Source organism: Reichenbachiella carrageenanivorans (assembly GCF_025639805.1).
GTDB classification, from domain to species: domain Bacteria; phylum Bacteroidota; class Bacteroidia; order Cytophagales; family Cyclobacteriaceae; genus Reichenbachiella; species Reichenbachiella carrageenanivorans.
Window position 1 is genome coordinate 3,831,898 of the sequence record NZ_CP106735.1, and the last position, 25,565, is coordinate 3,857,462.

Annotated in this window: 19 protein-coding genes; 1 reads left to right on the forward strand and 18 read right to left on the reverse strand. The window is 42.2% G+C overall.

The genetic code is table 11. The annotated features are described in order from the left end of the window. Positions 1-32: 32 nt before the first annotated feature. The 18 genes from N7E81_RS15555 to N7E81_RS15640 form a co-directional block, all read right to left on the reverse strand. The gene (locus N7E81_RS15555; RefSeq protein WP_263050518.1) at positions 33-1,355 is read right to left on the reverse strand and encodes a hypothetical protein; all 1,323 of its coding nucleotides are present in this window, start codon (positions 1,353-1,355) and stop codon (positions 33-35) included. Continuing rightward, positions 1,339-3,057, reverse strand: a complete 1,719-nt coding sequence (locus tag N7E81_RS15560; RefSeq protein WP_263050519.1) for a VWA domain-containing protein — start codon at positions 3,055-3,057, stop codon at positions 1,339-1,341. Before N7E81_RS15560 ends, N7E81_RS15555 begins: the two co-directional genes overlap by 17 nt. Next, positions 3,050-4,057, reverse strand: a complete 1,008-nt coding sequence (locus tag N7E81_RS15565) for a VWA domain-containing protein (RefSeq protein WP_263050520.1) — start codon at positions 4,055-4,057, stop codon at positions 3,050-3,052. Before N7E81_RS15565 ends, N7E81_RS15560 begins: the two co-directional genes overlap by 8 nt. Next, positions 4,050-4,544: a DUF4381 domain-containing protein gene (locus N7E81_RS15570; protein WP_263050521.1), complete on the reverse strand. Its 495-nt coding sequence runs from the start codon at positions 4,542-4,544 to the stop codon at positions 4,050-4,052. Before N7E81_RS15570 ends, N7E81_RS15565 begins: the two co-directional genes overlap by 8 nt. After that, positions 4,541-5,485 (reverse strand): DUF58 domain-containing protein, encoded by a 945-nt coding sequence (locus N7E81_RS15575; protein ID WP_263050522.1) that lies wholly within the window; start codon positions 5,483-5,485, stop codon positions 4,541-4,543. Before N7E81_RS15575 ends, N7E81_RS15570 begins: the two co-directional genes overlap by 4 nt. Positions 5,486-5,601: 116 nt before the next feature. Further along, positions 5,602-6,567: an AAA family ATPase gene (locus tag N7E81_RS15580; RefSeq protein ID WP_263050523.1), complete on the reverse strand. Its 966-nt coding sequence runs from the start codon at positions 6,565-6,567 to the stop codon at positions 5,602-5,604. Between the two features lie 285 nt (positions 6,568-6,852). Further along, a complete protein-coding gene (locus N7E81_RS15585; RefSeq protein ID WP_263050524.1) occupies positions 6,853-7,392 on the reverse strand; it encodes a hypothetical protein in 540 nt (179 codons plus the stop codon). A 26-nt stretch (positions 7,393-7,418) separates the two neighbouring features. Continuing rightward, positions 7,419-8,438 carry an HAD family hydrolase gene (locus tag N7E81_RS15590; RefSeq protein WP_263050525.1) on the reverse strand — a complete coding sequence of 340 codons (1,020 nt, stop codon included), beginning with the start codon at positions 8,436-8,438 and terminating at the stop codon, positions 7,419-7,421. A gap of 56 nt (positions 8,439-8,494) precedes the next feature. Next, positions 8,495-9,973: an arylsulfatase gene (locus N7E81_RS15595; RefSeq protein ID WP_263050526.1), complete on the reverse strand. Its 1,479-nt coding sequence runs from the start codon at positions 9,971-9,973 to the stop codon at positions 8,495-8,497. A gap of 41 nt (positions 9,974-10,014) precedes the next feature. Further along, a complete protein-coding gene (locus tag N7E81_RS15600; RefSeq protein ID WP_263050527.1) occupies positions 10,015-11,562 on the reverse strand; it encodes an arylsulfatase in 1,548 nt (515 codons plus the stop codon). Between the two features lie 252 nt (positions 11,563-11,814). After that, positions 11,815-13,080 (reverse strand): outer membrane protein assembly factor, encoded by a 1,266-nt coding sequence (locus N7E81_RS15605; protein WP_263050528.1) that lies wholly within the window; start codon positions 13,078-13,080, stop codon positions 11,815-11,817. A gap of 74 nt (positions 13,081-13,154) precedes the next feature. Continuing rightward, entirely contained in the window at positions 13,155-13,304 is a 150-nt protein-coding gene (locus N7E81_RS15610; RefSeq protein WP_263050529.1) for a hypothetical protein, read from the reverse strand. 141 nt (positions 13,305-13,445) lie between these two features. After that, positions 13,446-14,525 (reverse strand): glutaminase A, encoded by a 1,080-nt coding sequence (gene glsA, locus N7E81_RS15615; protein WP_263050530.1) that lies wholly within the window; start codon positions 14,523-14,525, stop codon positions 13,446-13,448. Positions 14,526-14,605: 80 nt separating this feature from the next. After that, the gene (locus N7E81_RS15620; RefSeq protein WP_263050531.1) at positions 14,606-16,012 is read right to left on the reverse strand and encodes a DUF4302 domain-containing protein; all 1,407 of its coding nucleotides are present in this window, start codon (positions 16,010-16,012) and stop codon (positions 14,606-14,608) included. Between the two features lie 5 nt (positions 16,013-16,017). After that, positions 16,018-16,914, reverse strand: a complete 897-nt coding sequence (locus N7E81_RS15625; protein WP_263050532.1) for a putative zinc-binding metallopeptidase — start codon at positions 16,912-16,914, stop codon at positions 16,018-16,020. A 1-nt stretch (position 16,915) separates the two neighbouring features. Next, positions 16,916-18,424: a RagB/SusD family nutrient uptake outer membrane protein gene (locus tag N7E81_RS15630; RefSeq protein ID WP_263050533.1), complete on the reverse strand. Its 1,509-nt coding sequence runs from the start codon at positions 18,422-18,424 to the stop codon at positions 16,916-16,918. 4 nt (positions 18,425-18,428) lie between these two features. Further along, positions 18,429-21,752, reverse strand: coding sequence for a SusC/RagA family TonB-linked outer membrane protein (locus tag N7E81_RS15635; protein ID WP_263050534.1), 3,324 nt, complete (start codon positions 21,750-21,752; stop codon positions 18,429-18,431). 36 nt (positions 21,753-21,788) lie between these two features. Further along, positions 21,789-22,355, reverse strand: a complete 567-nt coding sequence (locus N7E81_RS15640) for a hypothetical protein (protein WP_263050535.1) — start codon at positions 22,353-22,355, stop codon at positions 21,789-21,791. A 369-nt stretch (positions 22,356-22,724) separates the two neighbouring features. On the opposite strand from N7E81_RS15640, the gene N7E81_RS15645 reads away from it, so the two are divergent. Then, positions 22,725-25,559, forward strand: a complete 2,835-nt coding sequence (locus tag N7E81_RS15645) for a PD-(D/E)XK nuclease family protein (RefSeq protein ID WP_263050536.1) — start codon at positions 22,725-22,727, stop codon at positions 25,557-25,559. Positions 25,560-25,565 lie beyond the last annotated feature (6 nt).

Genomic DNA, 25,565 nt, shown 5'->3' on the forward strand with positions numbered 1-25,565 from the left:
TTGACATAATCACTGTTTTTAAATATTTTATCTCATGGGTTGATCCAACCATGATTTGTATCAAGTGGTGCGTTCTCCTTTTTGGATAAATACAACCTCCTGGCTCTTGCCCAATGCTTGACTGATTTATTGCTCATCTCTTGCACTTGCTGAGAAAGAGAGATTAATTCTGGATTCCCAAAATTCAGTACAAACCAACGGACACTCGGCTCTGGCAATGCCAACTCGTCCAACCAGCGATACAAGGCATTGGTTGATTTCTCTGGGTTACCAGACCTTAGCATTTTTTTAAACTGATCAAAGTAATAAGCTTCAGACTCCAAATAGGCTTGCCTTTTCTTTTTTAGCTCCCTGTACAGATATACGAACACCTTGGTCAAAAAATAGAACAAAACACCTAACAGCAAAATCGCAACCGCCAACTGCTCAGGAGTCATCCCCAAAATCAACAAGGGCTTATCCTCCTCTTCTGCTGCTATTTCTTGTTTTTGCTGTACCAGAAGGCTATCACGCACACTGGCCAATACACCTAGATCTGGGTTAGGCTGTACATCTATCGTCACTGCTTTGAGCGTACGCTTATATAGCTTTTGCTGATACGGATGAAAATAGGTAAACACCATCTCTGGAATGGTGACAGTCCCTTCCTTTTCAAAAAGATAACGCATGCTTTCGGTACGAGACGAACTAATACTGGTCTTTCCTTTGTTGTTTTGCGTCAAACTACGATCAGGATACATACTCACATAACCCGTACTATCCCAGCGTGCAGGTGGGATCAACTCCGCAACGGTACCGTACACCGTTCGTGCAACTTTTCGCTCTAGTACCTCGCCTACTTTCACCTGTTTTACATTGCCAGACCAATGATCTGATACATACATCCCCGTAGCGACTAGCCAGTCTGCCTCATCAAACCCTGGTGGAACTGGACGTACTTTGATGACTCTTTCCTTTGTTTTCAATCGGTGCTTCACCCCTACATAATCTCCATCGGCAGGAGTCTCCACCTCTATAGACAGTGAAGGAAACACAATATCTTTTTGATCAGCAGGAAATACATGATAGATAAGCTGTATCCCCGCGTACGTTTTCCCACCTTCTGTCAACGACACACTCACAGGTCTAAAATACACCGTATAAGCATTGTCCACTTGAATATTGCCCAAATCGACTCCATCAGTGAACCATGTAGAGGTATAGACCGTAATGCTCACCTCTACGGGCTGCCCGATATAAGTCGAGGTACGGCTGAGCTGTACCTGTGGCCAGAGCCTTTGCGCTTGTATCCCTGTCGTGCTCGACACCACTGCCAAGACGATCCAAAGCATATAGCCTTTACCACTTGGTTTCATTTCCCTGAGGTTTTATGTGATCCTTTCTTATCTGATACTCAAATTTTCGTTGCAAAAATATGGATGGATCATCATCCACTTTCTGCATCATAATCTGTGTATCATTTTGCTTTTGAATTTCAATATCCATATCCTTTGGAGGCATATCCAATTCTTTTCCCTTGTGGATATCACTAGCTACATTTTCTTCTAAGCGCTTCTTTTCCATATCCTTTTTGGTGGCCTCTTGTCCTCCGCCACTGAGATCTTCCATGCTTTTGTTGCTCTCATTTTTAGCAATAGGCTTATTGGCTTCTTCGATCGCTGTGCCTACGCTCATGTGATCTACTCCTGCCAATTGACTGAGCACTTGTTGATTGTGCTGAGCCGGCATCAGTGTGGAGTCCAATGCTACCGCCTGATTGAAAGACAACAATGCCGCTACCGTATCGCCACTCTGAAAATACGCCAAGCCTAGATTATATGCTCCATTGGCCGTAGTGTCTTGATTAAAAGCTTTAATTGCCTGTTCATAGTCGCCCGCTTTGTAAAAAGCCACTCCCTTGTGCATCAGATCCTCAAATCGATCTCCTGCTAGTTCATAGTTCGCTTCATTGGTCAGCCTTTGCCCTTGATAGTCTTTGGTAAACCACAAATCCTCAAAAGTCTCTACCTGACCACACGAGGAAAGCAAAAGCAATGGCACAGCATATATCACCCAGCCTTTTCTGAACCAAAACAAGGACAACAGAGCCATCGGAAAAACCAACAATAACCCAGCATCTCGCCAATCATCTTTCTTTTCTTTGGGCTGCTCTGTGAAGGTCAGATGAGCCGCGATTTTCTTGCTGATCACCTCTACGTCACTGTCGTCTAGGGTGAGAGCATTCACAGTCACCCCCTCCAGAGACCCTAGCTTGTTGAGGACTAATTGATTCAGCGAAGAGTATGCTGGATGGCCATCCTTATCTTTTATGGTGCCTCTACCCCAAGGGTTGGGGATGGTACTACCACCCGCTGTGTTCATCGCTAAAATTTCTATTTTATTTTGTGTCCCTTCTGTAAAATCTTTAAGAAGGCTAAAATGTGCATCCTCAAAGTCATCAGACAAAATCAATACCGTACCTGGGGCATCCGTCACCGACATGATCGTATCAGCCAGCATCAGCGCAGCTGATAAATCCGACCCTGGAAATGGCATTACTGAAGGCTTGAGTCCTTTGACATGGCTATTGATAATTTCATAGTCCCATGACAAGGGAACGATAGCGTGTGCTGTACCTGCAAACCCAACTAATGCCACTCGGGCTCTTGGATTTTTTTCGAGTAAATCTTGAATTTTGAATTTGGCTCGCTCCAAGCGATTGGGCTGGAGATCCTCCGCCATCATGCTTTGAGACATATCCAAAAGAATAACCATAGGCGTTTCCAAAATTCGCCCTGGGAGCTTTATTTTTTTCCAAGTCGGGCCAGCCAATGCCAATACGCCCAAACCCAACATCAGCAGTAAGGCCAAATTCATCCAAGCTTTGGTTCGTTGATTCCCTTTTCGTATGACATAGGGCCTTAGGTGTGGAGCAATGACCGTTTTCCAACGAGTCTCCTGTGCAAAGCTTACCAGACCTATGAGCAAAATCACCACCACAGGTACCAGCAACCACAAAAACAGTGGTCTCAGGAAGTGAAAAACTTCCCAATCTATGGGGAATAGTCCGTCAAGCATAGGTTTCGTTTCTTTCTCTAATAACTTTAATCACACTCACCAATACCGCTATCAACGTGGACAACAAAGCCAGTGCCATCGCCACAGCCAGCGGATATGGATAGAGCATCGTAATGGGTTTATTCTGAGCCTCTTCGTACTCCATGGGCTCTAACTTGTCAAGTTCACTATAGATTTCTTTAAGTCTATTCTCATCTTTGGCTAAGAAATACTGACCACCCGTCATCTCTGCAATTTGCTCAAGCGTCCGCTCATCAAGATCAGAACCACTATGCCCTGGCGTGCCTATCCCAAGGGTATAGATCATGACAGAATCCTTAAGCGCCATACCTGCTGCATCTAGTGGCTGAATTCCATCTCCTGCATCTATACCATCTGTAAGGAGTAGCATTACCTTAGACTTGATTGTATCATTCTCAAACATCTCCAAGCCCTTGTTGATCGCTTTACCGATGTGGGTCATTTGTCCTGCCATACCTACATCCGCCTCTTCGAGCATTTGATCAACGGTAAGCAAATCGGGTGTAAATGGTGCCTGTATATAAGCATTGCTGCCAAAAAACACCAAGCCCATGCGATCTCCCTGCCTCTGCATGATGAAATCGTGCATCACGTCTTTGACAGCATCCCAGCGCCGGGCCTTTTTTCCATCAATCTGCCAATCCGTTTTAGCCATACTAAAGGAAATATCTGCAACAATCAGAAAACTCCTAGAGGTTTTTACTTTCATCTCAGGTTTACCGACCAACTGTGGATTGGTCATCGCTGCTACCAGCATGACCCAGATCACCAACAATATGAGCCAGCTAAAAAAACCTCTTCGTTTCACAAATGCTGATTTGCGAGGCTTTTGCTTGGTATATTCTACCGCTTTGTGGTAGGTGGGTAGCAAAAGTGCCGCACTCCGCATCCGCAGCGAGGGCAGCAGCCAGTATACCAACAATGGCAAGGGAAGTAATGCTAACGCCCACGGAAATGCGATATGAAAATTATCAGGCATGGGTCAATATCCACTTTTTAGCGTTGGAAATAATTTCTTGTTGTGTGGTTTCGTCCACTGGTTGGTCAGCATAGAGCGCAAGCTGAATATCCGCCTCGTAGCGAGCAAACTGTACCCCCTTGGCACTTTTCTCTAAAAACTCCAACCACACACGACCATGCAAAGCACCCACTTGCTCACGACCAAACACCTGTATGGCCACACGCTTGATGATCATTAGACTTGTCCGCAATGGTGTCTGATCGAGATCGAGCGCTTCTATTTCTTGAATGGCCTCTCGACGATAGCGATTGTGTATGTATTTTCTGATTTGAAAAAAAATCACGATTACCAATATCAACACGATCAACCCTACCAAAACACTCCAACCCACAGTCTCAAATGTAAAGGCCACTGGAGGTGGCTCGTACAACCCTTGCAAAGCGATATCCTCTACTTCGATAACCGCCTGTGCGCTATCTATGATATGTTGCGTTTGTCGTATCATTTCTTCCTTCCTGCAAAAACTTCTTTCAATTGATCGTCTATACTCTCTACTGTATTGATTGAAAAAACTGGTATTCTATGTTTCTTCATTTGTGTTTGAAATTGCTGGTAATCCTTTTCAAACCCTGTTTCAAAATGCTCACGCAAGGGTTTGTGCTTTCCATCTACACTCACTTGTGTGTCTCTATCTCCTGCTACAAACTTGGCTGTTGGTATGTCTCGCTCCATAGGATCCGTCACTTTGGCGAGAATTACGTCATTGTGCTGGGCAATTTGGGAGATAAAACGAACAATGTCTGGTGAGTACTTGTTGAAATCGCTAATCACAACCACCAAGTAATCGTGGGTCACAATATTCCGAATTTTCGCCATTGCGTCTTTGAGTAGATCTTCGCTCTTCGACACTACACTTTCTCTTAACCCTTGATTTCGAGATACGATTTTCTCAAAAAAACGCAGAATATTTCTTCGATCACGCTTCGGCTGTATAATGTCCACACCTTGGTCAGCGATCACTACTCCTCCGACTCGATCCCCCTGTTTCAGCACCCGAAAAGCAGAGACAGCAGCCAGTTCGGCCGCTACCACAGACTTGGTTCTTTTCTGTGAACCAAAAAACATGGGTTTGGACTGATCTACGATGATCAAAGCTGGTTTTTCCTTTTCCTCACTAAATACGCGCGTATGCGTTTGTTTAGTCCGAGCGGTAACTTTCCAGTCAATGTTGCGAATATCGTCTCCTTTCACATAATTCCTCACTTCCTCAAAGTCCAGCCCTCGTCCACGCAACTTCGAAGCGTGCTTACCTCCAAGTACGCTTTTCACCTTTTGCTTATTAGCCAATAGGCTCATCATCTGTGCAAAACGCTCCATCTCCAACAGTTCACGCAAGGAGGTAAAAACGTCCTTAGGGTAGTCGGTATGTAAGGATTTGTTTTTCATTGATTATTTATTCTCATTCGAAGCGTATTTCTGCCAAGCCCCTATGCGTTCAGAAAGGTAAAAGGCGACTGGCTGTACTTGTATACTACAGACTTGCACGTAACCTTCATCACCTATCACCCCACTACGGCCACTTGTTTTAAAACTTCGTCCAAGACCTGATCCGTCGTGATACCGTCGGCGTTGGCCTCATAACTAAGGGAAACACGATGACGAAGGCAGTCATGCACGACAGCTCGGACATCATCCGGAGTAACGGCCTTGCTGCCACTCATCCAAGCGTGGGTACGGCTCGCACGATCTAGAGCAATAGACCCTCTGGGACTAGCACCAAAGTCAATCCAGTTGTTTAGTTCTTCTTTGTATTTGTCGGGGTAGCGAGTGGCGGAAATAATATCTACAATGTATTTTTCCATACTCTCGGATATGGTGACTTCAGCGATTTCTTTTCTAGCAGCAAACACAACCTCTGGAGATATTCTTTCTTTTTGTTCCTTCTTACTAGCCGTTTGCTCTTGCCGATTGAGACGTAGGATTTTGAGTTCGGAGGCATCATCAGGGTAGCTGATAATCACATGCATCAGAAAACGGTCCATTTGCGCCTCCGGCAATGGATAGGTACCTTCCTGTTCCACTGGATTTTGAGTAGCCATGACCATAAACAAAGGATCCATGGGATAGGTCTGGCCTGCCACAGATACCTGACGCTCTTCCATCGCCTCTAGCAATGCAGACTGCACTTTGGCGGGTGCGCGGTTGATCTCATCAGCAAGAATCAAATTGCTAAATATGGGGCCTTGCTGAAAAACAAACTTCTCCTCTAATTCGGGCTGATAGATTTCAGTACCTGTAATATCTGAAGGCAGAAGATCTGGAGTAAATTGGATTCTGCTCAGCCCACAATTGAGTTCTTTCGACAAAGATTTAATGGCTCGTGTTTTTGCCAAACCAGGCAAGCCTTCGAGGAGCATATTACCATCTGCCAGCAACACCAAGATGATGCGATCGATCAACTGATCCTGCCCAATAATGGACGCGGACATTCTAGTTTTTAGCTCTTGGATTGATTCTAATGTAGTCATTTTGGTTTGTTTGATCGTTTTGTTTGCTAAAATTTTATTCGTACAATTATCTCAATACCATGCCTTTACCTTGACACTTTTGTTTAAAACAACATTTTAATACCTGTATAAAGCATAGGTAACTTGTTGTGCAAATCATACTGGGGCTCGAAGAATAAATTAATTACTGGTCCATTCGTATCTAATATTTTACCCACTCCAGCTCCTATTGGAATTTCATGTTGCTCATTCTCAAAATCAAACAACATTCTGGGATGACTCCTAAAGTACCAGCCGTTTTCAAAGTCATGATACAGTTAGTGGTTGGAACTCCATGGTGAAAATATCCTTTCCACCTTGTAAGGTGGTCAGGGTAATGACTTTCCAACCACCAAATTTGCTGACAGAGACGAAGTTCACCCCACCTGCCCACTGAGACTTATGATAATAACTAACCACACCTCCTAAGCCAAATTGATGCTGGCCATTTTTCGACTTAAACAACCTAGCAACGAGAAAGTTAGCTCCACTGAATCGACTATCAGTGGGGTTGTTGTTATAATTAAATTCACCTTCGGCAGTGAATCTGTAGAACCAATTGCCATAGGTCAGATTGGTTAAGAATTGCAGTCGTGATCGGTCTTCTCCATAAAACCTATTCCACAGCCCTCCAGTGGGACTGGGATCAATCGGATTGTTGGCATCTTGGGCGCTTAGCTCCGTGCTTCCCAAAATCAACAACACTAAAACAAGTGTTGAAACAATCCTATTGTGAATGGATGAGCGCTCTACCTTTGGGATATACAACTTTCTTATTTTGGTTATGAGGGTCAAGTTTATGTTCATTGGGTCAATGGGTTGCTGTGGCTTAATCAATCGAAGGTATATATGCTTTTCCAGTCATCCTTCATACTGACTAGGTTCCATCCTTTGGCTTTTGCTTCATCTAATCCTTTGTCAAACTGGCCAATATGCGATTGACGGTCATAGGCCCACTCCCGTACAGAATCAGTATGATGTACATACAGCATCATCGATTTGTATTTACTCGAAGCGGTATATTGCATCATTTGAAGATCACCATCGGAGTTGCCTCCACAAAAGATGGGTCTGCGTCCGATAAACTTCCATATACCGACTGGTTTACCTGATTTGTCATCTATAAAATCTATCTCTGGTAGACGAGTGATCTGCGGTACACCCTCTTTGATTTCAAATTTCGTTTTAATACTGCTGCCTACAATTTGATCCTTAGGGATACCGTAGACTGCTTCGGCCCAAGGTCGCATAAACTCTACACCTCCGCCCGACACAATAAAGGTTTTAAACGCATTGGCTCTGAGGAAATCTAGCAATTCCAACATAGGTTGGTACACGAGCTCGTTATAAGGTCTGTCAAATCTGGGGTGCTTGGCTGTTGCGATCCAGTCCGTGACGATTTGTTGGAACTCATCGGTGGTCATACCTGCATGTGAGGTCATCACCAGTTCTATTAATCCTCTTTCGCCAGAAGCCATGAGTGCTTTCATGTCACCTTCCAAAACGGCTTTGTAGGGTTGTTGGTCTTTCCATTCGGGATGGTCTGATGCCATCGCCTTGATGCGATCTATGGCAAAGAAGAGTTGAAAATATGCGGGCTGCTCTGACCAGAGCGTACCATCATTGTCGAATACAGCGATTCGATCTTCTACAGGTACAAAGTTATTACTTGTGGTATCGGTTGAGCTTTTTATAAAGCTAAGTATTGCCGTTTTACTTTTACCCTCATTCCATGAAGGTAGTGGGTCTAGTGGTGTTTCATTTGAGGTATTTTCTACGACTGCCTGTTGCTGACAAGAAACCAAAAAGATTATCCCAATTAGAAATTGAAGTGATGAATTAAGTTTACGCATAGGTTAAAAGAGAAAAATAGGGCCATTAGGCCCTATTTTATTTGAAAATATTTCTGTTACTGTCCTTTGGGATGTGCTGTCATACTTTGTACTACCTTATCCACAGACAAAGAAGATCCCAAAACTGGTGGATAATCTTTGAAGGTAGAAAGGAATTTACCAGCTACTTGCTGAGCAGGTACGAACAACCACATATTCTCAGCATACCAACGAATATACATTCCTGATTCAGGAGATACTTCATATGGATCGGCACGCAAATTAATAACCAAAGGCCAACTAGGAGATTTGCGATAAGCCGTAGAGATATTACCTTCTTGAATAGTAAAGTGTAATTTCCACATGCCATATCTAATGGCATTCATATTACCTCCCGCATCAAAATAGAAGATTTCTTTTCTAGGAGATTCACTCTCCTCTCCTTGAAAATATGGCATCAAGTTATAACCATCCAAATGACAATTAAATGTCTTGCCATTGGCTTTATAGCCTTTCAGCATTTTCTCCACCAACTTCGGTTCTCCCGCTGCTGCTGCCAAGGTTGGCATCATGTCCTCATGAGAGAATATATCATTATACACTGTCCCTGGCTTAATGACTCCAGGCCAACGTATCGCAGTAGGTACACGAAAACCACCTTCCCAAGTCGTTCCTTTCTCTCCCCTAAACGGTGTAGAACCACCATCAGGCCAGCTTATTTTTTCAGCACCGTTATCCGTAGAATACATGATGATGGTATTATCTATGATCCCTAATTCTTCTAGCTTAGCCAGCACTCGGCCTACTGCCTTATCGTGCTCAACCATACCATCTGCATATATACCAATACCCGTTACCCCTTCACTTTCCTCTTTTAGGTGTGTCCATACATGCATTCTAGTAGCATTCAACCAAACAAAGAATGGCTTACCGTCTTTATGTGCCTTTTCAATAAAAGCAATGGCTGCAGCTTCAAATTCCTCGTCTACAGTTTCCATTCTTTTCTTTGTCAAAGGTCCTGTATCCTGAACTCTACCATCGGCTGAGCTCTTCAACACTCCTCTTGGCCCATAGTTCTTTCTAAATTCAGGGTCTTTTGGGTAGTAATAGCCTTCTGGCTCTTCTTCAGCATTCAAATGATATAGGTTACCAAAGAACTCATCAAAACCATGCTGGGTAGGCAGGTGTTCATCTCTGTCCCCCAAATGATTCTTACCAAACTGCCCAGATACATATCCATGTGGCTTGAGCACCTCAGCAATAGTTGGCTGATTATCCTTAATCCCTTGTTCTGATCCTGGCATACCGATAGTCAACAATCCAGTTCTGAATGGGTGCTGTCCCAAAATGAAAGCAGCTCGCCCAGCGGTACATGACTGCTGTGCATACCAATCAGTAAACACAGCCCCTTCTTTAGCAATTCGGTCGATGTTGGGTGTTTTGTAGCCCATCATACCATTGTTATTGAAGCCCACATTACTCCAACCAATGTCATCTCCCCATATCACCAAAATATTAGGTTTTTTGTTTTTTTGCGCAAATGCTAGTGTCGGCATTATAAGCGCTACGATTAAAATTCTCGTCAGATGTTTCATAATTAGTTATTTCCGTTAGGTGTAGATAGTTTTTCCATCACTTTATCTAAACTAAAACTAGCAGCTTTCATTCTTGGAGGATAATCCTTGAAGGTCATTAAGAAATCTCCTACAATTTTTTGGGCTGGTACCAGCATAAATGCATGATCAAGTAACCAGTCATAATAAGTATTGGAAGTAATAGTCGCAAATTCGTAAGGGTCTCTTCTCAGGTTAAAGACCAAAGGCATCCTCAATGGAATAAATGGCTCTGCCCATACCTGCAAAGTACCAGGAGAACGCTGCTCCATGAAGACCAATTTCCAATCATCATATCTTAAAGCAGTCAAATCACCATCATCCGAAAAGTAGAATATTTCCTTTCTTGGACCTTTATCTACCTCACCTTTGAAATATGGCATAAAGTTATAGCCATCCAAATGCACTCTGAAGTCTCTACCATTAGCAGAGTATCCATTCAATAGCTTCTTAGGCACGTCTCCTTGTCCAGCTGCGTCCAAGAAAGTAGGCATCCAGTCCATACCAGACATCACTTCATTACAAACTGATCCAGGCTTCACAGTCCCAGGCCATCTTACCATAGCAGGTACTCTCCAGCCACCTTCCCAGTTGGTGTTTTTCTCACCTCTGAATGGATTGATACCAGCATCTGGCCAGGTGTTTTTATGAGGGCCATTATCTGTCGAATACATTACAATCGTATTATCAGTAATTTTCAACTCATCCAAAAGAGCCAAAAATTTACCTACATGCATGTCATGTTCTATCATGCCATCACCGTATTCGTTCTGACCAGAGATTCCTCTTAATTCTGGTTTTACGTGCGTTCTGAAGTGCATACGTGTACCATTCCACCATACGAAGAAAGGCTTTTTAGCTTTTACCGCATCTCTAATAAATTTCATGGCTGCCTCTGAAGATTCATCATCAATGGTTTCCATTCTCTTTTTTGTCAAAGGCCCTGTATCTTCTACTTTTCCATCGGCTGTAGAATGAATCACGCCTCTAGGTCCAAAATTCTTTCTGAAATTTGGGTACTCTTTCGGATCTGGATAGTCTGGCAATTCAGGTTCTTCTTCAGCATTGAGGTGATACAGATTACCAAAGAACTCATCAAAACCATGGTTTGTTGGCAAATGCTCATCGCGATCTCCTAGGTGATTTTTACCAAACTGACCAGTCACATAACCTACAGGTTTCAATAATTCGGCAATCGTAGGGTCTTTTTCTGATATCCCTTCGGCTGCACCTGGCATACCTACTTTACTCAAACCTGTTCTAAATACACTTTGCCCTAAGATGAAAGATGATCTACCTGCAGTACAGCTTTGCTCTGCATAATAGTCGGTAAAAATCATTCCTTCTTTGGCAATTCTGTCAATATTAGGCGTACGATACCCTGTGATACCCATACTGTACGCACTGACATTCGATTGTCCAATATCATCTCCCCATATCACTAGGATATTGGGTTTTTTGTTTTTTTGTGCTTCTGCGAATGGCGTGTAAAACACTGCCATTACAAACAGAAGTAGAGTCGTTTTTTTCATAGGATAATTATTAATTGATTTAAGGTAAAAATAGTTTAATCACAGAGCGCATCAAACTGAATAGATTTAATTCCATTTTAAAAATGACAGATTAGCACGTCACATTCAAGCTTTTAATAGCACCATAAAATTAAAATCCAAGACAGCCATAACGTTCACAAAAAGGTTAGCAGTAGCAATGATCAAAAAGTGGTTTTCGCAGTATGTTTTCATTGATTTTCATATTCAGTTTAATGATTCTAACACTCTATTTTAAAAGGTCTCATTGACGTTGAGGTAAAAGCCTTGTGCTCCATACCGACCCCAAGCATAATCCAATGAAATATTAGTTTGAGATTTTTTATTAATCATCACTCGCAAGCCTAAGCCTACTCCTGGATCTACGTACTCAAACAAATTGAGGTCAGTATCTTCATTCGTAGCAGTAGTTGCATTTGCAAATATTACACCTCCGATTAGGTCGCTATTGACCATGAGTGGAAAACGGTACTCTGCCTCTGCATAAGCAATACTTTGCCCTCTAAAGCGCCCTTGCGGATAGGCTCTACCCGATCGACCAAACTGATCCCAGCCAATAGCTGGAAGGTCTAAATATGGCACTTCTCCACTAGTCACAAAATTGGCATAAGTCCAAACTCCTATTAAATGACGAGGCCGCTTTTGACTCATACGGAAATAATCTCTGTATTCGAGCCAAAGGCTCGTTGAATTCTTGTCGCTCCCGAAGAAAGTAGGGTTGATATGAAAAGATATAAAACCGTAGCGCCCATCTGTAGGGTTAATCATGTTGTTTCTACTATCGAATAAGCCATTGATAGAAATACCAGAAAGCAAATAGGATTCAGGATCAAAACCATAATAAGTAGAATAGGCATAATGTGAAGTAACCGTATCTCCTGCGTCTATTATACCATCATTACCTAAGCCCAATAGCTTGTCATCAATATTATAATGATAATCCAAATGATACCCCAGTCCTGCAAAAAATCGAGTATCTCCCACCCGCTTCAACGCCGTTTCGTGAAAACGCAAGTAATTAAAATCCATCATTTGGGCTTCGTTTATACCTTTAGAATAGCTTCCATCATCATATTCGAAGCCGTTTGATGCCAAGGTATTTGAAGATGGCCCTGTTCCTAAACCATAGGTAGGCTGCGAGGTAGCGAAATAGCGCCAATCCCCCATCAAATTCCACGAATCATCTTTCAAAAAGATATTTGTCTTAATAAAAAACAAAAACTGTTTCTTAGTAGTGTATATGATAGACGACACCAAAGAAGAGCGGTGTGTACTCGCATCATCTCCCATCATCCAACTGGCCGAAGGTGCCAATCCATACATAAATCCCATGGCTGGGTTAGCTGCCAAAACGGGCATAGGCACAAAGGAAAGCTCACGAATAAGCTTTTCTTCATCCTCTGCTGACTCCGAAGCTACAGATGTAGAATCCGTCTGAGCCGAAAGCCTACTAAACCCTACAAGAGAGAGCAACAGGCATAGTATAAATATTTTATTCATAGTTTATAATTTAAACCTTCGCTTGCAAGTGAATTAAACATAGGGACAGATCTCCAAAATGCACCAGTCGCACGTCATGTCTTTCCTTTGAATTCGGGAGCACCAACTGAAAGTTTACCTGAATGCTTTTGGTTCATTTCATATTGATCATTGGTACATACAGATAGGCCAATAGGCCAAAAATCAATCAGCAGAATGTTGGTAGAGGATTTAGAAAGGTTCATTTAGATCAGGTTTTAATGAAGTTGTAACATAATGAAATTAACAATTTTAGTTTTGCCATGCGAATAATCCCCCCTTTTTCTTCCAGAAAATTAAAACAATGCCTGCACTCCTAGCTTTAGGATCTATCGATCCACCGACTATCAGTCCTTATTCTGAAAATTGCGAAAAAAGATATTAGCCCCAAGTTCTTTAGATATATGAGCGATGGCTTTTTGCGCTCTTACACTATTACCCGCTTGATCCAATCTGGGAGAAAAGGCCGCGATAGCTCCTTTGCCAGGAATCACTGCTAGTATCCCTCCTCCTACGCCACTTTTGGCAGGTAGCCCAGTGCGATAAGACCAAGTCCCAGAATAATCATAAAGACCAGCAGTAAGCATCAAAGACAAAATCTTGGGTATCTCTTCTGGGCTGAGCAACTGCTTACCTGTATATGGGTTTACCCCTCCTGCTGCCAAAGTTGCCCCCATAACTGCAAGCTGCTTGGTATTCACTCCGATGGCACATTGCTTAGTATAGCGATCCACCACTGTTGCTGGCTCGTCATACATCTTTCCATAGGATGCCAGCAACTTGGCCATTGCCTGATTGTGCTGATTCGTTTTCGATTCGGACTTATATACAGAAGTAATAACTGCCAGTGGTTCTCCAGCAAAATCACTGTAATAGGCCTGTATCCTATCCCATTTTTCAGTTTGATCTTTACCTGACACCAGGCTGGTTGTTGCCATCGCACCTGCATTCACAAAGGGGTTTCCCACTCTGCCAGGCTGCAACTCCACAGCCATCACCGAATTAAATGGCATGCCTGTGGCCTCAGCCCCTAATTTATCTAATATGGCTTCCGAACCCATCTCTTGGAGCACATGCGCTAGCGTAAATACTTTAGAAATCGACTGAATAGAAAAAGTATAATCGATATCTCCTACTCCATACCTCTTACCACCCACTGTCACTACTACGATCCCAAACAGCTCTGGATCTACCTTGGCTAGCTCAGGGATATAGTCTGCATTAGTCCCCGATTGATCATTTTTATACTTATCGTAGGCTTCTTTTAGTATATCCTTAATGCGCTTTTCTTGCAGGGTCAAAGGATCAGGACCTTTTTTCACCTGAGCGATAGCAGACCAATGTAGCATAGCCAAAGCCATAAAAACTAGTCCATAACTTAATTGCTTAGAAAGGGAGAGGTGATTTTTAATAATGACCATTTTCATGAAGAGTAGTTTAGATTTCCATCAAAAGTTATTTAATAACTTTTCAACAATGAAACCTCCTACAAGATCATTTCATGAATTTATTGCACCAGCAAAAATTCGTATTCAGTACAGGGGTTGTACAAATCAAAAATCGTGAGCCCTTCCGTATTGGAAAACTCAATCTCTGCAGCATAGACCGTCCCACCTCCTACACCAAATATCTCATCCGTGATCGTTTTGATATTGGCACGATCCTCTGCGGAGATGGTCGCTGGGTAATACGGATCAGTCGCTTCATCTTTAAACACTACTTCGACATGGTTTTCTACAGTAGTGGTGGTCTCAAACTCCCTTAAAAGGACTTGGGTAGTGCCATCGTCGGCTTGTACTGCCAGCCCTACTGCATAGGCTGGCTCAGCTACATCATTAAACCCGTAATTGAAAATAAAATTGGTAGCATTGGGATAAAGTTCTTCGATAATCCCATATTCTGAAATGGAAAAGCCCTCATCACTTAGTACATAGTACACATTCACACTATAGCGCTCCGCTTGAGGCTGAAAACCTAATCCTGCTACATCAAACAGTGTTTGATGTATTTGAACTGTACCTATCCCTTCTACTTGTCCATCATACAATGGAGCATAGTAGTCGTCGGTGGTACATACCGTGGTCGTTTCTCTAGAAAAATTAGTCAGTTCTAAGGCTGAAATGGTGTATTCTATACCGTCAAGCGTAAAATCAAATGGATCGGTCAACACCACCTGCTCATCAAAATAACTGTAGCCTGTGACATGATCCAGTTCGTTGGTTTTGTTGATACTCACCACTTCTGCCGTAGTCGTACCCACAGCGGCTCCTCTGACCTGAATCACTCGATCGTAGGGACTAATCCTCCAAAAAAGAGAAATTTGATCTTTGAGCACGATGTGTTGCATAGGCCCTGTAAAAACAGCATGTAACGAATCATAAGCCTCCATATTGGTTGACAGCTCTTGTGAAAGTGCATCAGCTGCATTGGCAATAGCTGGCACCATCAACAATTCAGTAGGATTGCTTTGGCTGTCTGTTTTACTAGAAAGGACTATATTGTCCCCCTGTTTACCTACATAATAGAATTCAAATTCAGCACCGAAAGTGGACTGGTCTATTTCAAAGAGATAATGTAACACTCCATAGGTTTCAAAAATCAACTCTAAATGCAAACTAGCATCGATTCGATATGGGATGGTCTGGTCAAAGAAATAACCATTGTCTCCAGGTACATCAGATTGAATACGTACAGTACCATCCTCTGAAAATTCCATCAACATATAAAAAACACCTGATGTCGGCGTAGGTTGATAGTTCATCATCCAGCCATTGGCAGGTTGGGTAAGTTCATTGATCAAATCACCGATTGCAGCCTCGCTACGCTCTTCTGGAGGCGTAAGCTTCTCTAGCTCATGACTGCAAGCCCCAAGCCACATCAAACTGACAATAAACAAGTATTTGAATTTATTCATGATGCTTATAATATGGCTTGAACTGCTGCTCTCAAATCGTCTAAATCTACACCTGTAGACTTTAGGTAATGCTCTTTTATTGCATTGAGTTTTTCCAAAATAAGTAAACGACCTTGGTTTCTTTCTTCACAAGCTGCCGTAGTACAATTATCTTCCTGATTGATATAGGTATCGAAAAAATCAGCTTCGGCCATATAAAACGCAATGGTCTCGGCAAAATCTTCATTGGGGCTACTGGTAGCATATGGCGATACAAATCCCCGCTCTAGCGCTTCTTCATCCGTAAGATTAAACCAAGAACCCGCACTGCTGTATCCCGATGCTGCTATTTCTTCAAATCCTGTAGGCAATTTATCATTCTGATGTACAATGTGAGCAAACTCATGGTACACGGTATGCAACTGTCTAAGCAGCCATTCATCGTCATTCACATCTATAGAGTTGACATCTGTAAATACAATTCGGGCACCTGCATCTGCCGTTCCCAGTGTCACGGTACCATCTCCATTGTATATTAATCCTCCTAAAAACACGAGTTCCGCAGGAACGTATCGTCTGAAATAAGTCTCTCCGCTAGGTACTGCCTCATACACTTCTATCCAATACTTATCTACCAGATCCAGCATAGGCCTCACCACATCCAGCTTGGGAGGCGTCACGCTTTGGCCCACCTCTACAAAATTATCTACATAACGATACCGTATAGCGATACCATACTCTTGCGTAAAATTATCATCTATATAAATATCCAACGTAGTCGTAGGATCATCTTCGGTTTTCACGGTTTCATCCAGTTTATCCTCTTCAAAACAAGAAGTAACCACCAACAGCAATAGCCCACTGCCCACCCATGATTTCCATGCGACAGGTTTTGTGATTATATATTTGAAAAGCTCTTTCATATCAACGATCGTTACCTTCTAGCCCACCTACTTCCACAGCAGAATTTGGTAGTTGTAATACTTTTCTTTTATCATCTCCCTCAAGCGTACCAATCACGTTGCCATCAGGCCCATAGTGCTCCACAGGCACTTGAAACCGTTTCAAATCAAACCAACGCATCCCTTGCGCAAGGAATTCCTTTTGCCTAGTCAAAATCAAATACTCGTATAAAATCCCAAAATCAGTCCAAGAAGCAGGATAGAATGTTCGCAATCGAGCCATCGAAAGGGTAACATCATCTCCAGTAAACCTGCGATCTATTAGCACTTGTAGATCAGCAATAGCGTCGTCGTTTCTTCCCAACTGAATGTAACATTCCGCTCGATTGAGCAGGACTTCTTCTCCTCTAAAAGCAATAGCAATATGGTACGGTGTACCTACATTAGAGTTGATACTGCTGCGCTGAAATAAGCTTTCGTATCGAACGGGAAATAACGCATTCAATCCTTTTACCCAAGCAGGGTTTTCTCGCTCATCGGTCACATCATCGAATATCGTAGTAGCAAACAAACTCCCATAATCGTTGCGATCGACACCAAACGCATAGTCTGTACGCTGAAACAAAGATACTTTTCTGATAAGCAGTAGGTTACTCGCTAGATCGGTCGAATTATACAGCTGCGGATAACCCGTAGTGGAAGCCTTGGCTGACCTAAATAATTCTGATGTCATATCTCGAACATAAGCCTCTGGATTAGCTCCTAAGAGTTCGTCACTATATTGTAAAGATCTAATAAAATCTCCTTTGAAAAGGTAGAACCTTGAAGCAAAGGCCAAGGCAGCATTTTTATTAAAATGATACTTGCCTGAATTGGTAAAATAACGATCATCTATCAGCTCTAAGCCTAATTTCAAATCATCTTCTATTTCTTCATACGTCTTCTTTACTGAAGGTCGCTTATACTCTACTAAAAACTCCGTTTCAGGAGATTCTATGTAGGGCACGCCTAACCCCAAACCATTTTTAAATATAAAATTATCTTCACTAAAGAGATTCACCAACATAAAATGTCCATAAGCTCTGGCGAGTAAAGCCTCCCCTTTGATGGCGTCTCTTCGGGCTTCATCTTCTTCGTCTACTTCCAAGTCGTCGATGATTTGCAACACTTCATTGGCATGAGAAATAGCATTATAGGTCTGATACCAAAAGAAGCCTGGCGTATCCTGCTCTTCTGGATCTGAAGTAGGGTCTTGCCATAGATACATTTGCTCATGTGCTGGTCGCAAATTGGTGCCAATAGTATAGGTAAAATCATCCGTCATCCAGTCGGTAAATGCATAACTAGCATCCGAATAGGCATTGGTCACGAGCTGAGCCGCTTTATCCAAATCATCGAGCGACACCCGGTCATCAGGTACTTCCTCCAGGTAAGAATCGCAGGCAGGTAGCCAAACGACCGACAGACAAACCAGTGTGATTCGAATCGACACTTTCGTTAATTTAGGCGCTATGTGTATCAGTTTCCTCATTAGATCAAATGCCAATATTTAAAGAAAATGTCACCAATCTCGGCTGTGGCAATGATACCCCTCCCGAACTAAAAAATTCAGGGTCTTGACCATTGAGTGCATCATCTGAATAGATCAACCACAGGTTCTGCCCTTCTATACTCATGTTCACGTTGTTCAACCCTATCTTTTGTACCCATGGAGAAGGCAGTTGATAAGACAACCTCACATTTTTCAATCGAATGTAATCACCATCAGCCACTCTGATATCGCTCAAATTATAGAGTGAATAAGCATTGAGATCTTCTCCTCCTGCACTTACCAATTGCTGATCAAGAATGGCTGGTACATTAGTCGTATTTTCATCACCTGGCACTACCCAGCGGTTGGCCATTTCAGCAGGCAAGGCATCAAAGTCTGTGTATTGTGCATCTGTCTCTACCACATCGTTGAGTCTGATTTTGTAATCAAATTTATAAGACAGTAAGAAACTGAAAGACAAACCCTTCCATGAAAAGGTATTGCTCAAACCACCACTACCCCGTGGTTCAGTCGAGCCTTCATATTTCAAAGTCTCCGTCAAGTTTTCTCTGCTTTGCAAGTCATACTGAAAAACTACACCGTCATTTTCATCATAGAAAGTCGGGAAACCTGTACTACTAAGTCCGGCAAATCGAGAAGAGTACAGACCTCGCCTAGGACCACCTAATACGGCAGCTCCATTTTGCGACAGCGCATCTACCAATCTAGGTCCATAATCTAGTCTGGTGATTCTATCTTTGGTGTATCCCACATTGAAATTCGACGTCCAAGAAAAATCTCCTCTAGTCATGTTTACGGTATTAAGTGTAAACTCGAACCCCTGAGATTCCATATCTGCAAAATTGCCCGTTTTGATGCTTTGTCCACCTACTCCGCTGGTCAGCACCTGACCGATCAAGTCAAACGATTGGCGACTATACCAGTCTATCGAGGTATTGATCCGGTTATCTAACAGGCTAACATCTACGCCTATATTCAGTTCTTTTAGCTTTTCCCAAGTTAATTCTGTATTCGTAAGATCTTTGATATACAAATAAGGCTCTTGGTCAGTGGGTCTTACTGTCACATTAGCTTGCAAGTTGAGCAAGGCACTGGCGTCTGGTGGTAGATTTCCTGAGACACCATAAGTTCCTCTTATTTTCAATTGATTGATCAGGCTTAGATTGGACATAAAAGCCTCATTGTGTACGTTCCAGGCACCACTCACATTCCAAGTAGGTAGATATCTGGCATTCTTGCTTTCTCCAAGCTGATTAGAGCCATCATACCGTACGGTGAAATTGGCTATATACTTCCCTTTGTAAGCATAGCCTCCATTCAAAAACAACCCTACAAATCTGTCTCTCAATTCGTTTTGCGAATAAATTTCAATATTTTGTGAATTAAAAAACTTGATAATATTTGGATCAGGCACGGATATGCCTCCACTTTCATAAACCACACCCAGACCCGTCGTACTCTTTTCTGCCCTGTTAGTAAATCTCAATTCTTGACCTGCCAACACATTGACTTGATGATTTTCACTGAAAGTCTTGGACCATTCTGCACTCACTCTGCTAAAAAAATTGAGCATGTCGGTCTTGTCCAGATAGTTGAATCCGCCTACAGGCAAAACCACTACAGGATTCAACCCTGGGTTGTCTGGATCTCTATAAAGTAGATTGTTGGCATCTTGAATAAACTGCGTGTTGTTGGCCCGGTAGGCTTCGGCCTGATTAGATCGCTCATGTACCGTATGGTCTCGTTGCGTAGCAGCGTATCGCAATTGCATGACTCCTTTCAGCGACAAGTTTTTAACTGGGTTCAATTCGAAATCTGTTTGTGTAGATACATCCGTCACATTAATATCTATGAAGTTGTAGCTCAATTCTTCCAAGATATTGAAATCGGCATAGTTTCTTCTAAAATACTCCAATTCACCATTCGAATCATAGGGTCTAATCGAGCGGCTGGTATTCAAAGCATAGCTCAATGGATTGATATCAAAACCTCTGCTATACTTACCTGTGATGGGGTCAAACTCTCTATTTCTCGTACCTGGAACTTTCTGATCTCTATAACTAGCAGAAAGCTTGAGACCAAAAGTGAATTTTTCAGACAAAAAATAGGTGTTTCTCGAGCTAGCAGTCAGCCGTTGGACTTGATCTGCAATGGTCTGGCCAGCGTCGTTGAGATAACTAATAGAATAATAGCTATTGGATTTATCCGTACCAGAGGTAAAGCTGAGTGAGTGCTGCTGTTGCAAACCAAAATCCCTAAACAGCACATCAAACCAATCGGTATTGGCATTTTCATATGGATTCAAATAAGCCTCATTGAGGCCACCTCCTGCCCCCCATGGTATTTCGTGATTAGCAATTTTGGTATACATTTTACCCATCGAGCCGTAGTTCTTGGCTTTCACAGAAGTGGTGATGTCTATCAAGCCTTTCTGCTGCATTTCACGATAGACGGACATTTCCTCGGCGGAATTGAGTAGGCTAAACTGATTGTAGGTAGGTCGGAGTTTTACCGAGTAATTTCCAGAATAATTAACGCGAAGCGCACCACTCTTGCCTCTTTTAGTGGTAATCACGATAACACCATTGGCTGCTCTAGCACCGTAGATAGCCGTAGCCGAAGCGTCTTTCAAAATCTGAAAGGATTCGATATCATCCGGATTGATATTAGCAATCGAGGAGCTGATCAGGGTATTGGCGTTTCCTGAGATAAAATCGTCGGTATTTACATTAGATAGGTCTTCCAAGATCACGCCATCTACCACAAAAAGTGGTTGATTGTTGCCATTGATAGAGGCGTTGCCACGAATCCTTATTTTGGGCGACGATCCGAAGGTGCCTGATACGTTGTCTACATTCACACCTGCTACACGGCCTTCGAGGACGCGACTCACATCTACGATGCCTTTGGCTTCGATGTCGCCCATTTTTAGGTTTTCCGAGGCGCCAGTAAAGAGCTTGCGATCTACTTCCTGAAATCCATTGACTACTACTTCCTGAAGGGAAACAGACTCTTCTATAAGTTTGATACTAAATTGTTGGTTGGGGTTAGATACTTTAATGCGTTGATCCTGCATACCAAGCATTCGGACGACCAGTACATTCCCGACATCAGCCTTAAGTTTAAAGTTGCCATCTAAATCTGTAATGGCACCCGTAGTGGTATTGTCGATCACTACAGACACCCCTACCATGGGTTCGCCACTGGCATCTAATACCTTACCAGAAATATTGGAAGACTGAGAATAGGCCAAAGTACTCAGTAATACAAACGCTCCTATTCCTATCCACCTACTTAATTTGGCCATTAAAAATGAATTATTTTATCCCTTACAAACTTAGTATTACTCACTTCTGATTAATGAATACTGCAAATCAAATGTTACATATTGATAATACTCTTGCAAGATGGCTAAATCATTAGCATCATCAGCATCTAGTGAGTTGAGATAATCATACCCATCATCAATAGATCCATAGTCATCAATCAACTTTTGCAAGTTTGCATTAGAAATGAATACATCAGAATACTCAGTAGTAAACCAAAGGACATCCAACTCATTTTTGGTGACTTTGTAAGTCTCTGGATCGTAATCTTCATCATCAAACGTTAAAACTAAATCTTCACCGTCTTCTTCAAACTCCCATGTCCCTGGCAAAACAAGACTTGACTGCCCCGTTCTTTTGATTCGCTCTACAAATGTTCCATCATTATTTATTTCCAAGTCATATCCAGCGGTAGTATACCCTACTTCTTCCCAAGCAGAATAGGCATCAGGGAAGTTAATTCCGTTCAACGCCTCTAAAGTCCATGCCCCAACTATATGAGGTGGCTCTGGGTCATCACTAGAACATGAGGCGATAAAAATGAATGAGAAAGCCACCAGTGCGGTTTGTAAAAAATGTTTCATACGATTCTATTTTGGTTGAAAATAATGATCCTTTTAAATATATCAACTTAAAAGGCAAACACCCTTGTTTTAAAAATTATATTTCGTCCATCTGCGAAACACCATTTTTAATTGTGTTATCACAGGATTGGATATCAAAATGGCAAACAATCTATAAGAACCGACTGCAAACTGTATTTTGACCAAACACTAATTAAACAAAAAAATATTAGAAATGGTTTGTCACAAGCCGTCGATTGTCATTCCTTCGTTGATTTTTTATTGTTGATCTTCCGTGAATCCCGCAGGGGTTTGAAAGCCTTGGAGGATTGATTTCACCTTTAGCGATTGGCTTATTAATTTACAGGATCAAGCTTCAATACCAGACCATTGACAAACGACAACAATTTCCTCCAATCACTTGCTCAAAAATGCCAAGATCAATTTGACCACCAGTGCGATCGGCTCACTGTTATTTTCCCCAACAAACGAGCGGGCGTCTACTTCGCAGACTATCTGGCACAGCTGTATGACCGCCCCATTTGGTCTCCTGCCATTATGAGTTTCGAGGAATTTGTAGAAATCAAACAAACCAAAAACTATGCGGATGATCTCCAAATGATCTTTTTGCTATACAAGGCCTACCAAGAGATCGTGAAGCAACCCGAGGATTTCGATGCTTTTTTCCCTTGGGGCGAAATGATATTAAAAGATTACAACGACATTGATAACTACTTGGTAGATGTAGCTCACATCTTTCGTGTAATCAAATCACAAAAAGAATTGGACGAGGCATTCAGGCACCTCTCTGAGCAAGATCAGCAGACTATTCAAAGCTTTTGGAAAGGCTTCTTGCCCACCCCAAACAAAAAGCAGGACGAATTCATAGCTACCTGGTCTATACTAGCGGAGCTCTATCATCGATTCAATGAATTGCTAACCGAAAACGGACTGATTTACAAAGGCCAGATGTTTAGAACTTATGCTGAGCAGGTCATCCCTATAGATGAAGGCTCTACGCTATGGTTTGCCGGATTTAACGCCTTAACGAAAGCCGAGGAACAAATTATCAAAACCTATTTAGCACAAGGACAGACTGATATTTTCTGGGATGTAGATGCTTATTATTTCAATGATGAAAATCAAGAATCAGGTACTTTTTTCAGAACGTATGCACAAGATGAGCAATTCAAACCTTCGATAATCAGAGACTTAAAGGAAACCATCGCGCAAACAAAACTCCATATGGAAGTGCTATCGGCACCGTTTAGTATGGGCCAAATCAAAGGCGCTGCACAAAAAATAGATCGTCTATCGCTAACTGCTCAGGAGCAATCTCAGCTACTAGTGATTCTTACCGACGAGTCACTACTACAAGGCATGCTACATGCACTTCCTACCCATATAGCACACGCTAATGTCACGATGGGCTGGTCGGTAGCACAGGCTAGAATTTACCTATTTTTAGCCAAGGTGATCGCCATCCACGACAAATACCAAGCAAACCAAGTCAAGAAAATTCATCACCGAGAAATCTTGGCCTTATTAGAATACAATGATCTGCTAAGCATCACACAAGAGCGTGTGACCCGTTTCGACCAGGCAGCCATCAAAGGCAATCAAATCTATCAATCGGTCTCCGATATCAAGTCCGACTTCCCAGAACTGGGGCAAATACTAGATACTACAGAGACTACTCAGTCCTTGCTTACTCATTTGATTGCCTTTATAAGCGACTTAGACCTTCCTCTACTCTCAGATCTCGATCGATCAGTGACTGTACTGATCCATGGCACACTCAAACGAATCGACAAAGCCATGTCTTCACATGGCATACAACTCAATTTCAATTCTTTCCACAAGTTGTATTTGAAACTGGGCACTACCTTAAAACTCCCGCTATCTGGCGATCACAAACAAGGTATTCAGGTCATGGGAATATTAGAAACCAGAAACCTGTCGTTTAAGCACGTGCTGATCGTTGGCATGAACGAAGGCCAATGGCCTAAAGACGGCTCTAACACGTCTTTTATCCCTTATAATATTAGAAAAGCATTTGATCTACCTACGGTAGAGCATCAGGATGCCATGCAATCGTACTTATTTTACAGATTGCTACACAGTGCCGAAAACTTATGGATTTCATACAACAATATCTCGGAGTTTAATCACAACGGAGAATTGAGTAGATATGTCAAACAATTAGCATACGAAACGGAATTACCTATTATCAAAACGAGTTTAGTCAATCCGATTGTAGCAGAAATTGATCCTATTATCCGCATTGAAAAGAAAGGAAAAGTCCTCGAACAATTACACCAATTTTTAGTCCACCCAGACAAAGATTACACTCGACTTTCTCCCTCCGCTCTCAACACTTACATTGATTGCAAACTTAAATTTTACTTTCAGCATTTAGAGAAAATCAAAGAGCCTAAAGAACTGGTCGAAGACATGGATCCTTCTTTGTTTGGCAATTTGCTCCATGGCGCTATGGAACATCTATATATGCATCAAAAATACTGGACCACTGACGATATCTCTACAGCAAAAAAACAACTAGATCAAGCCATTCTACAGTCGTTTGCAGACCAAAAGCTGGGTAACAATGCAGAACAAACTGGCAGACAGCTGATTGCTTATGAAGTCATCAAATCATATATGTTGCAAATTCTCGCTTTTGACGAGCAGCATGCACCATTTAATATCTTGGGACTAGAAGCCAAAGATTTTAATGTTGATTTTCCTATTGAAACGACCACAGGTTCTGTACAAGTAGGTTTGAAAGGAATTATCGATCGAATCGATGAATATGGAGAAGTGGTACGCATACTCGACTATAAGTCTGGGCGTGACGAACGTACTTTTGGTCTAATGGAAGAACTGATCGACAGCCAATCTAACAAACGAAACAAAGCCGTTTTTCAGCTGTTTTACTACAGCATGCTTTATAAAGAAAATCACCCTGATCAGACTCGTCCTATTCAACCAGGTCTTTTCAATAGCAAAGATTTGTTTAGCGCACAGTTCGACACGCAACTGACTCAAAAAGAAGGAAGAAAGGGTACCGTCATACTGAATTACCTCGACTATGAGAGCGAATTTAAAACAGTCTTATCTTCTTTGCTCACAGAAATTTTCGACCCATCAGTAGCCTTTTCTCAAACAGAAGATGAAAAAAAATGTCAATACTGTATCTATCAGCAAATTTGTATGAAAGGCTAAACCTGT

Coding starts and splice junctions, on each gene's coding strand:
- N7E81_RS15555 (WP_263050518.1), bottom strand. CDS start 1,355: ATGAAACCAAGTGGTAAAGGCTATATGCTTTGGATCGTCTTGGCAGTG.
- N7E81_RS15560 (WP_263050519.1), bottom strand. CDS start 3,057: ATGCTTGACGGACTATTCCCCATAGATTGGGAAGTTTTTCACTTCCTG.
- N7E81_RS15565 (WP_263050520.1), bottom strand. CDS start 4,057: ATGCCTGATAATTTTCATATCGCATTTCCGTGGGCGTTAGCATTACTT.
- N7E81_RS15570 (WP_263050521.1), bottom strand. CDS start 4,544: ATGATACGACAAACGCAACATATCATAGATAGCGCACAGGCGGTTATC.
- N7E81_RS15575 (WP_263050522.1), bottom strand. CDS start 5,485: ATGAAAAACAAATCCTTACATACCGACTACCCTAAGGACGTTTTTACC.
- N7E81_RS15580 (WP_263050523.1), bottom strand. CDS start 6,567: ATGACTACATTAGAATCAATCCAAGAGCTAAAAACTAGAATGTCCGCG.
- N7E81_RS15585 (WP_263050524.1), bottom strand. CDS start 7,392: ATGAACATAAACTTGACCCTCATAACCAAAATAAGAAAGTTGTATATC.
- N7E81_RS15590 (WP_263050525.1), bottom strand. CDS start 8,438: ATGCGTAAACTTAATTCATCACTTCAATTTCTAATTGGGATAATCTTT.
- N7E81_RS15595 (WP_263050526.1), bottom strand. CDS start 9,973: ATGCCGACACTAGCATTTGCGCAAAAAAACAAAAAACCTAATATTTTG.
- N7E81_RS15600 (WP_263050527.1), bottom strand. CDS start 11,562: ATGAAAAAAACGACTCTACTTCTGTTTGTAATGGCAGTGTTTTACACG.
- N7E81_RS15605 (WP_263050528.1), bottom strand. CDS start 13,080: ATGAATAAAATATTTATACTATGCCTGTTGCTCTCTCTTGTAGGGTTT.
- N7E81_RS15610 (WP_263050529.1), bottom strand. CDS start 13,304: ATGAACCTTTCTAAATCCTCTACCAACATTCTGCTGATTGATTTTTGG.
- glsA (WP_263050530.1), bottom strand. CDS start 14,525: ATGAAAATGGTCATTATTAAAAATCACCTCTCCCTTTCTAAGCAATTA.
- N7E81_RS15620 (WP_263050531.1), bottom strand. CDS start 16,012: ATGAATAAATTCAAATACTTGTTTATTGTCAGTTTGATGTGGCTTGGG.
- N7E81_RS15625 (WP_263050532.1), bottom strand. CDS start 16,914: ATGAAAGAGCTTTTCAAATATATAATCACAAAACCTGTCGCATGGAAA.
- N7E81_RS15630 (WP_263050533.1), bottom strand. CDS start 18,424: ATGAGGAAACTGATACACATAGCGCCTAAATTAACGAAAGTGTCGATT.
- N7E81_RS15635 (WP_263050534.1), bottom strand. CDS start 21,752: ATGGCCAAATTAAGTAGGTGGATAGGAATAGGAGCGTTTGTATTACTG.
- N7E81_RS15640 (WP_263050535.1), bottom strand. CDS start 22,355: ATGAAACATTTTTTACAAACCGCACTGGTGGCTTTCTCATTCATTTTT.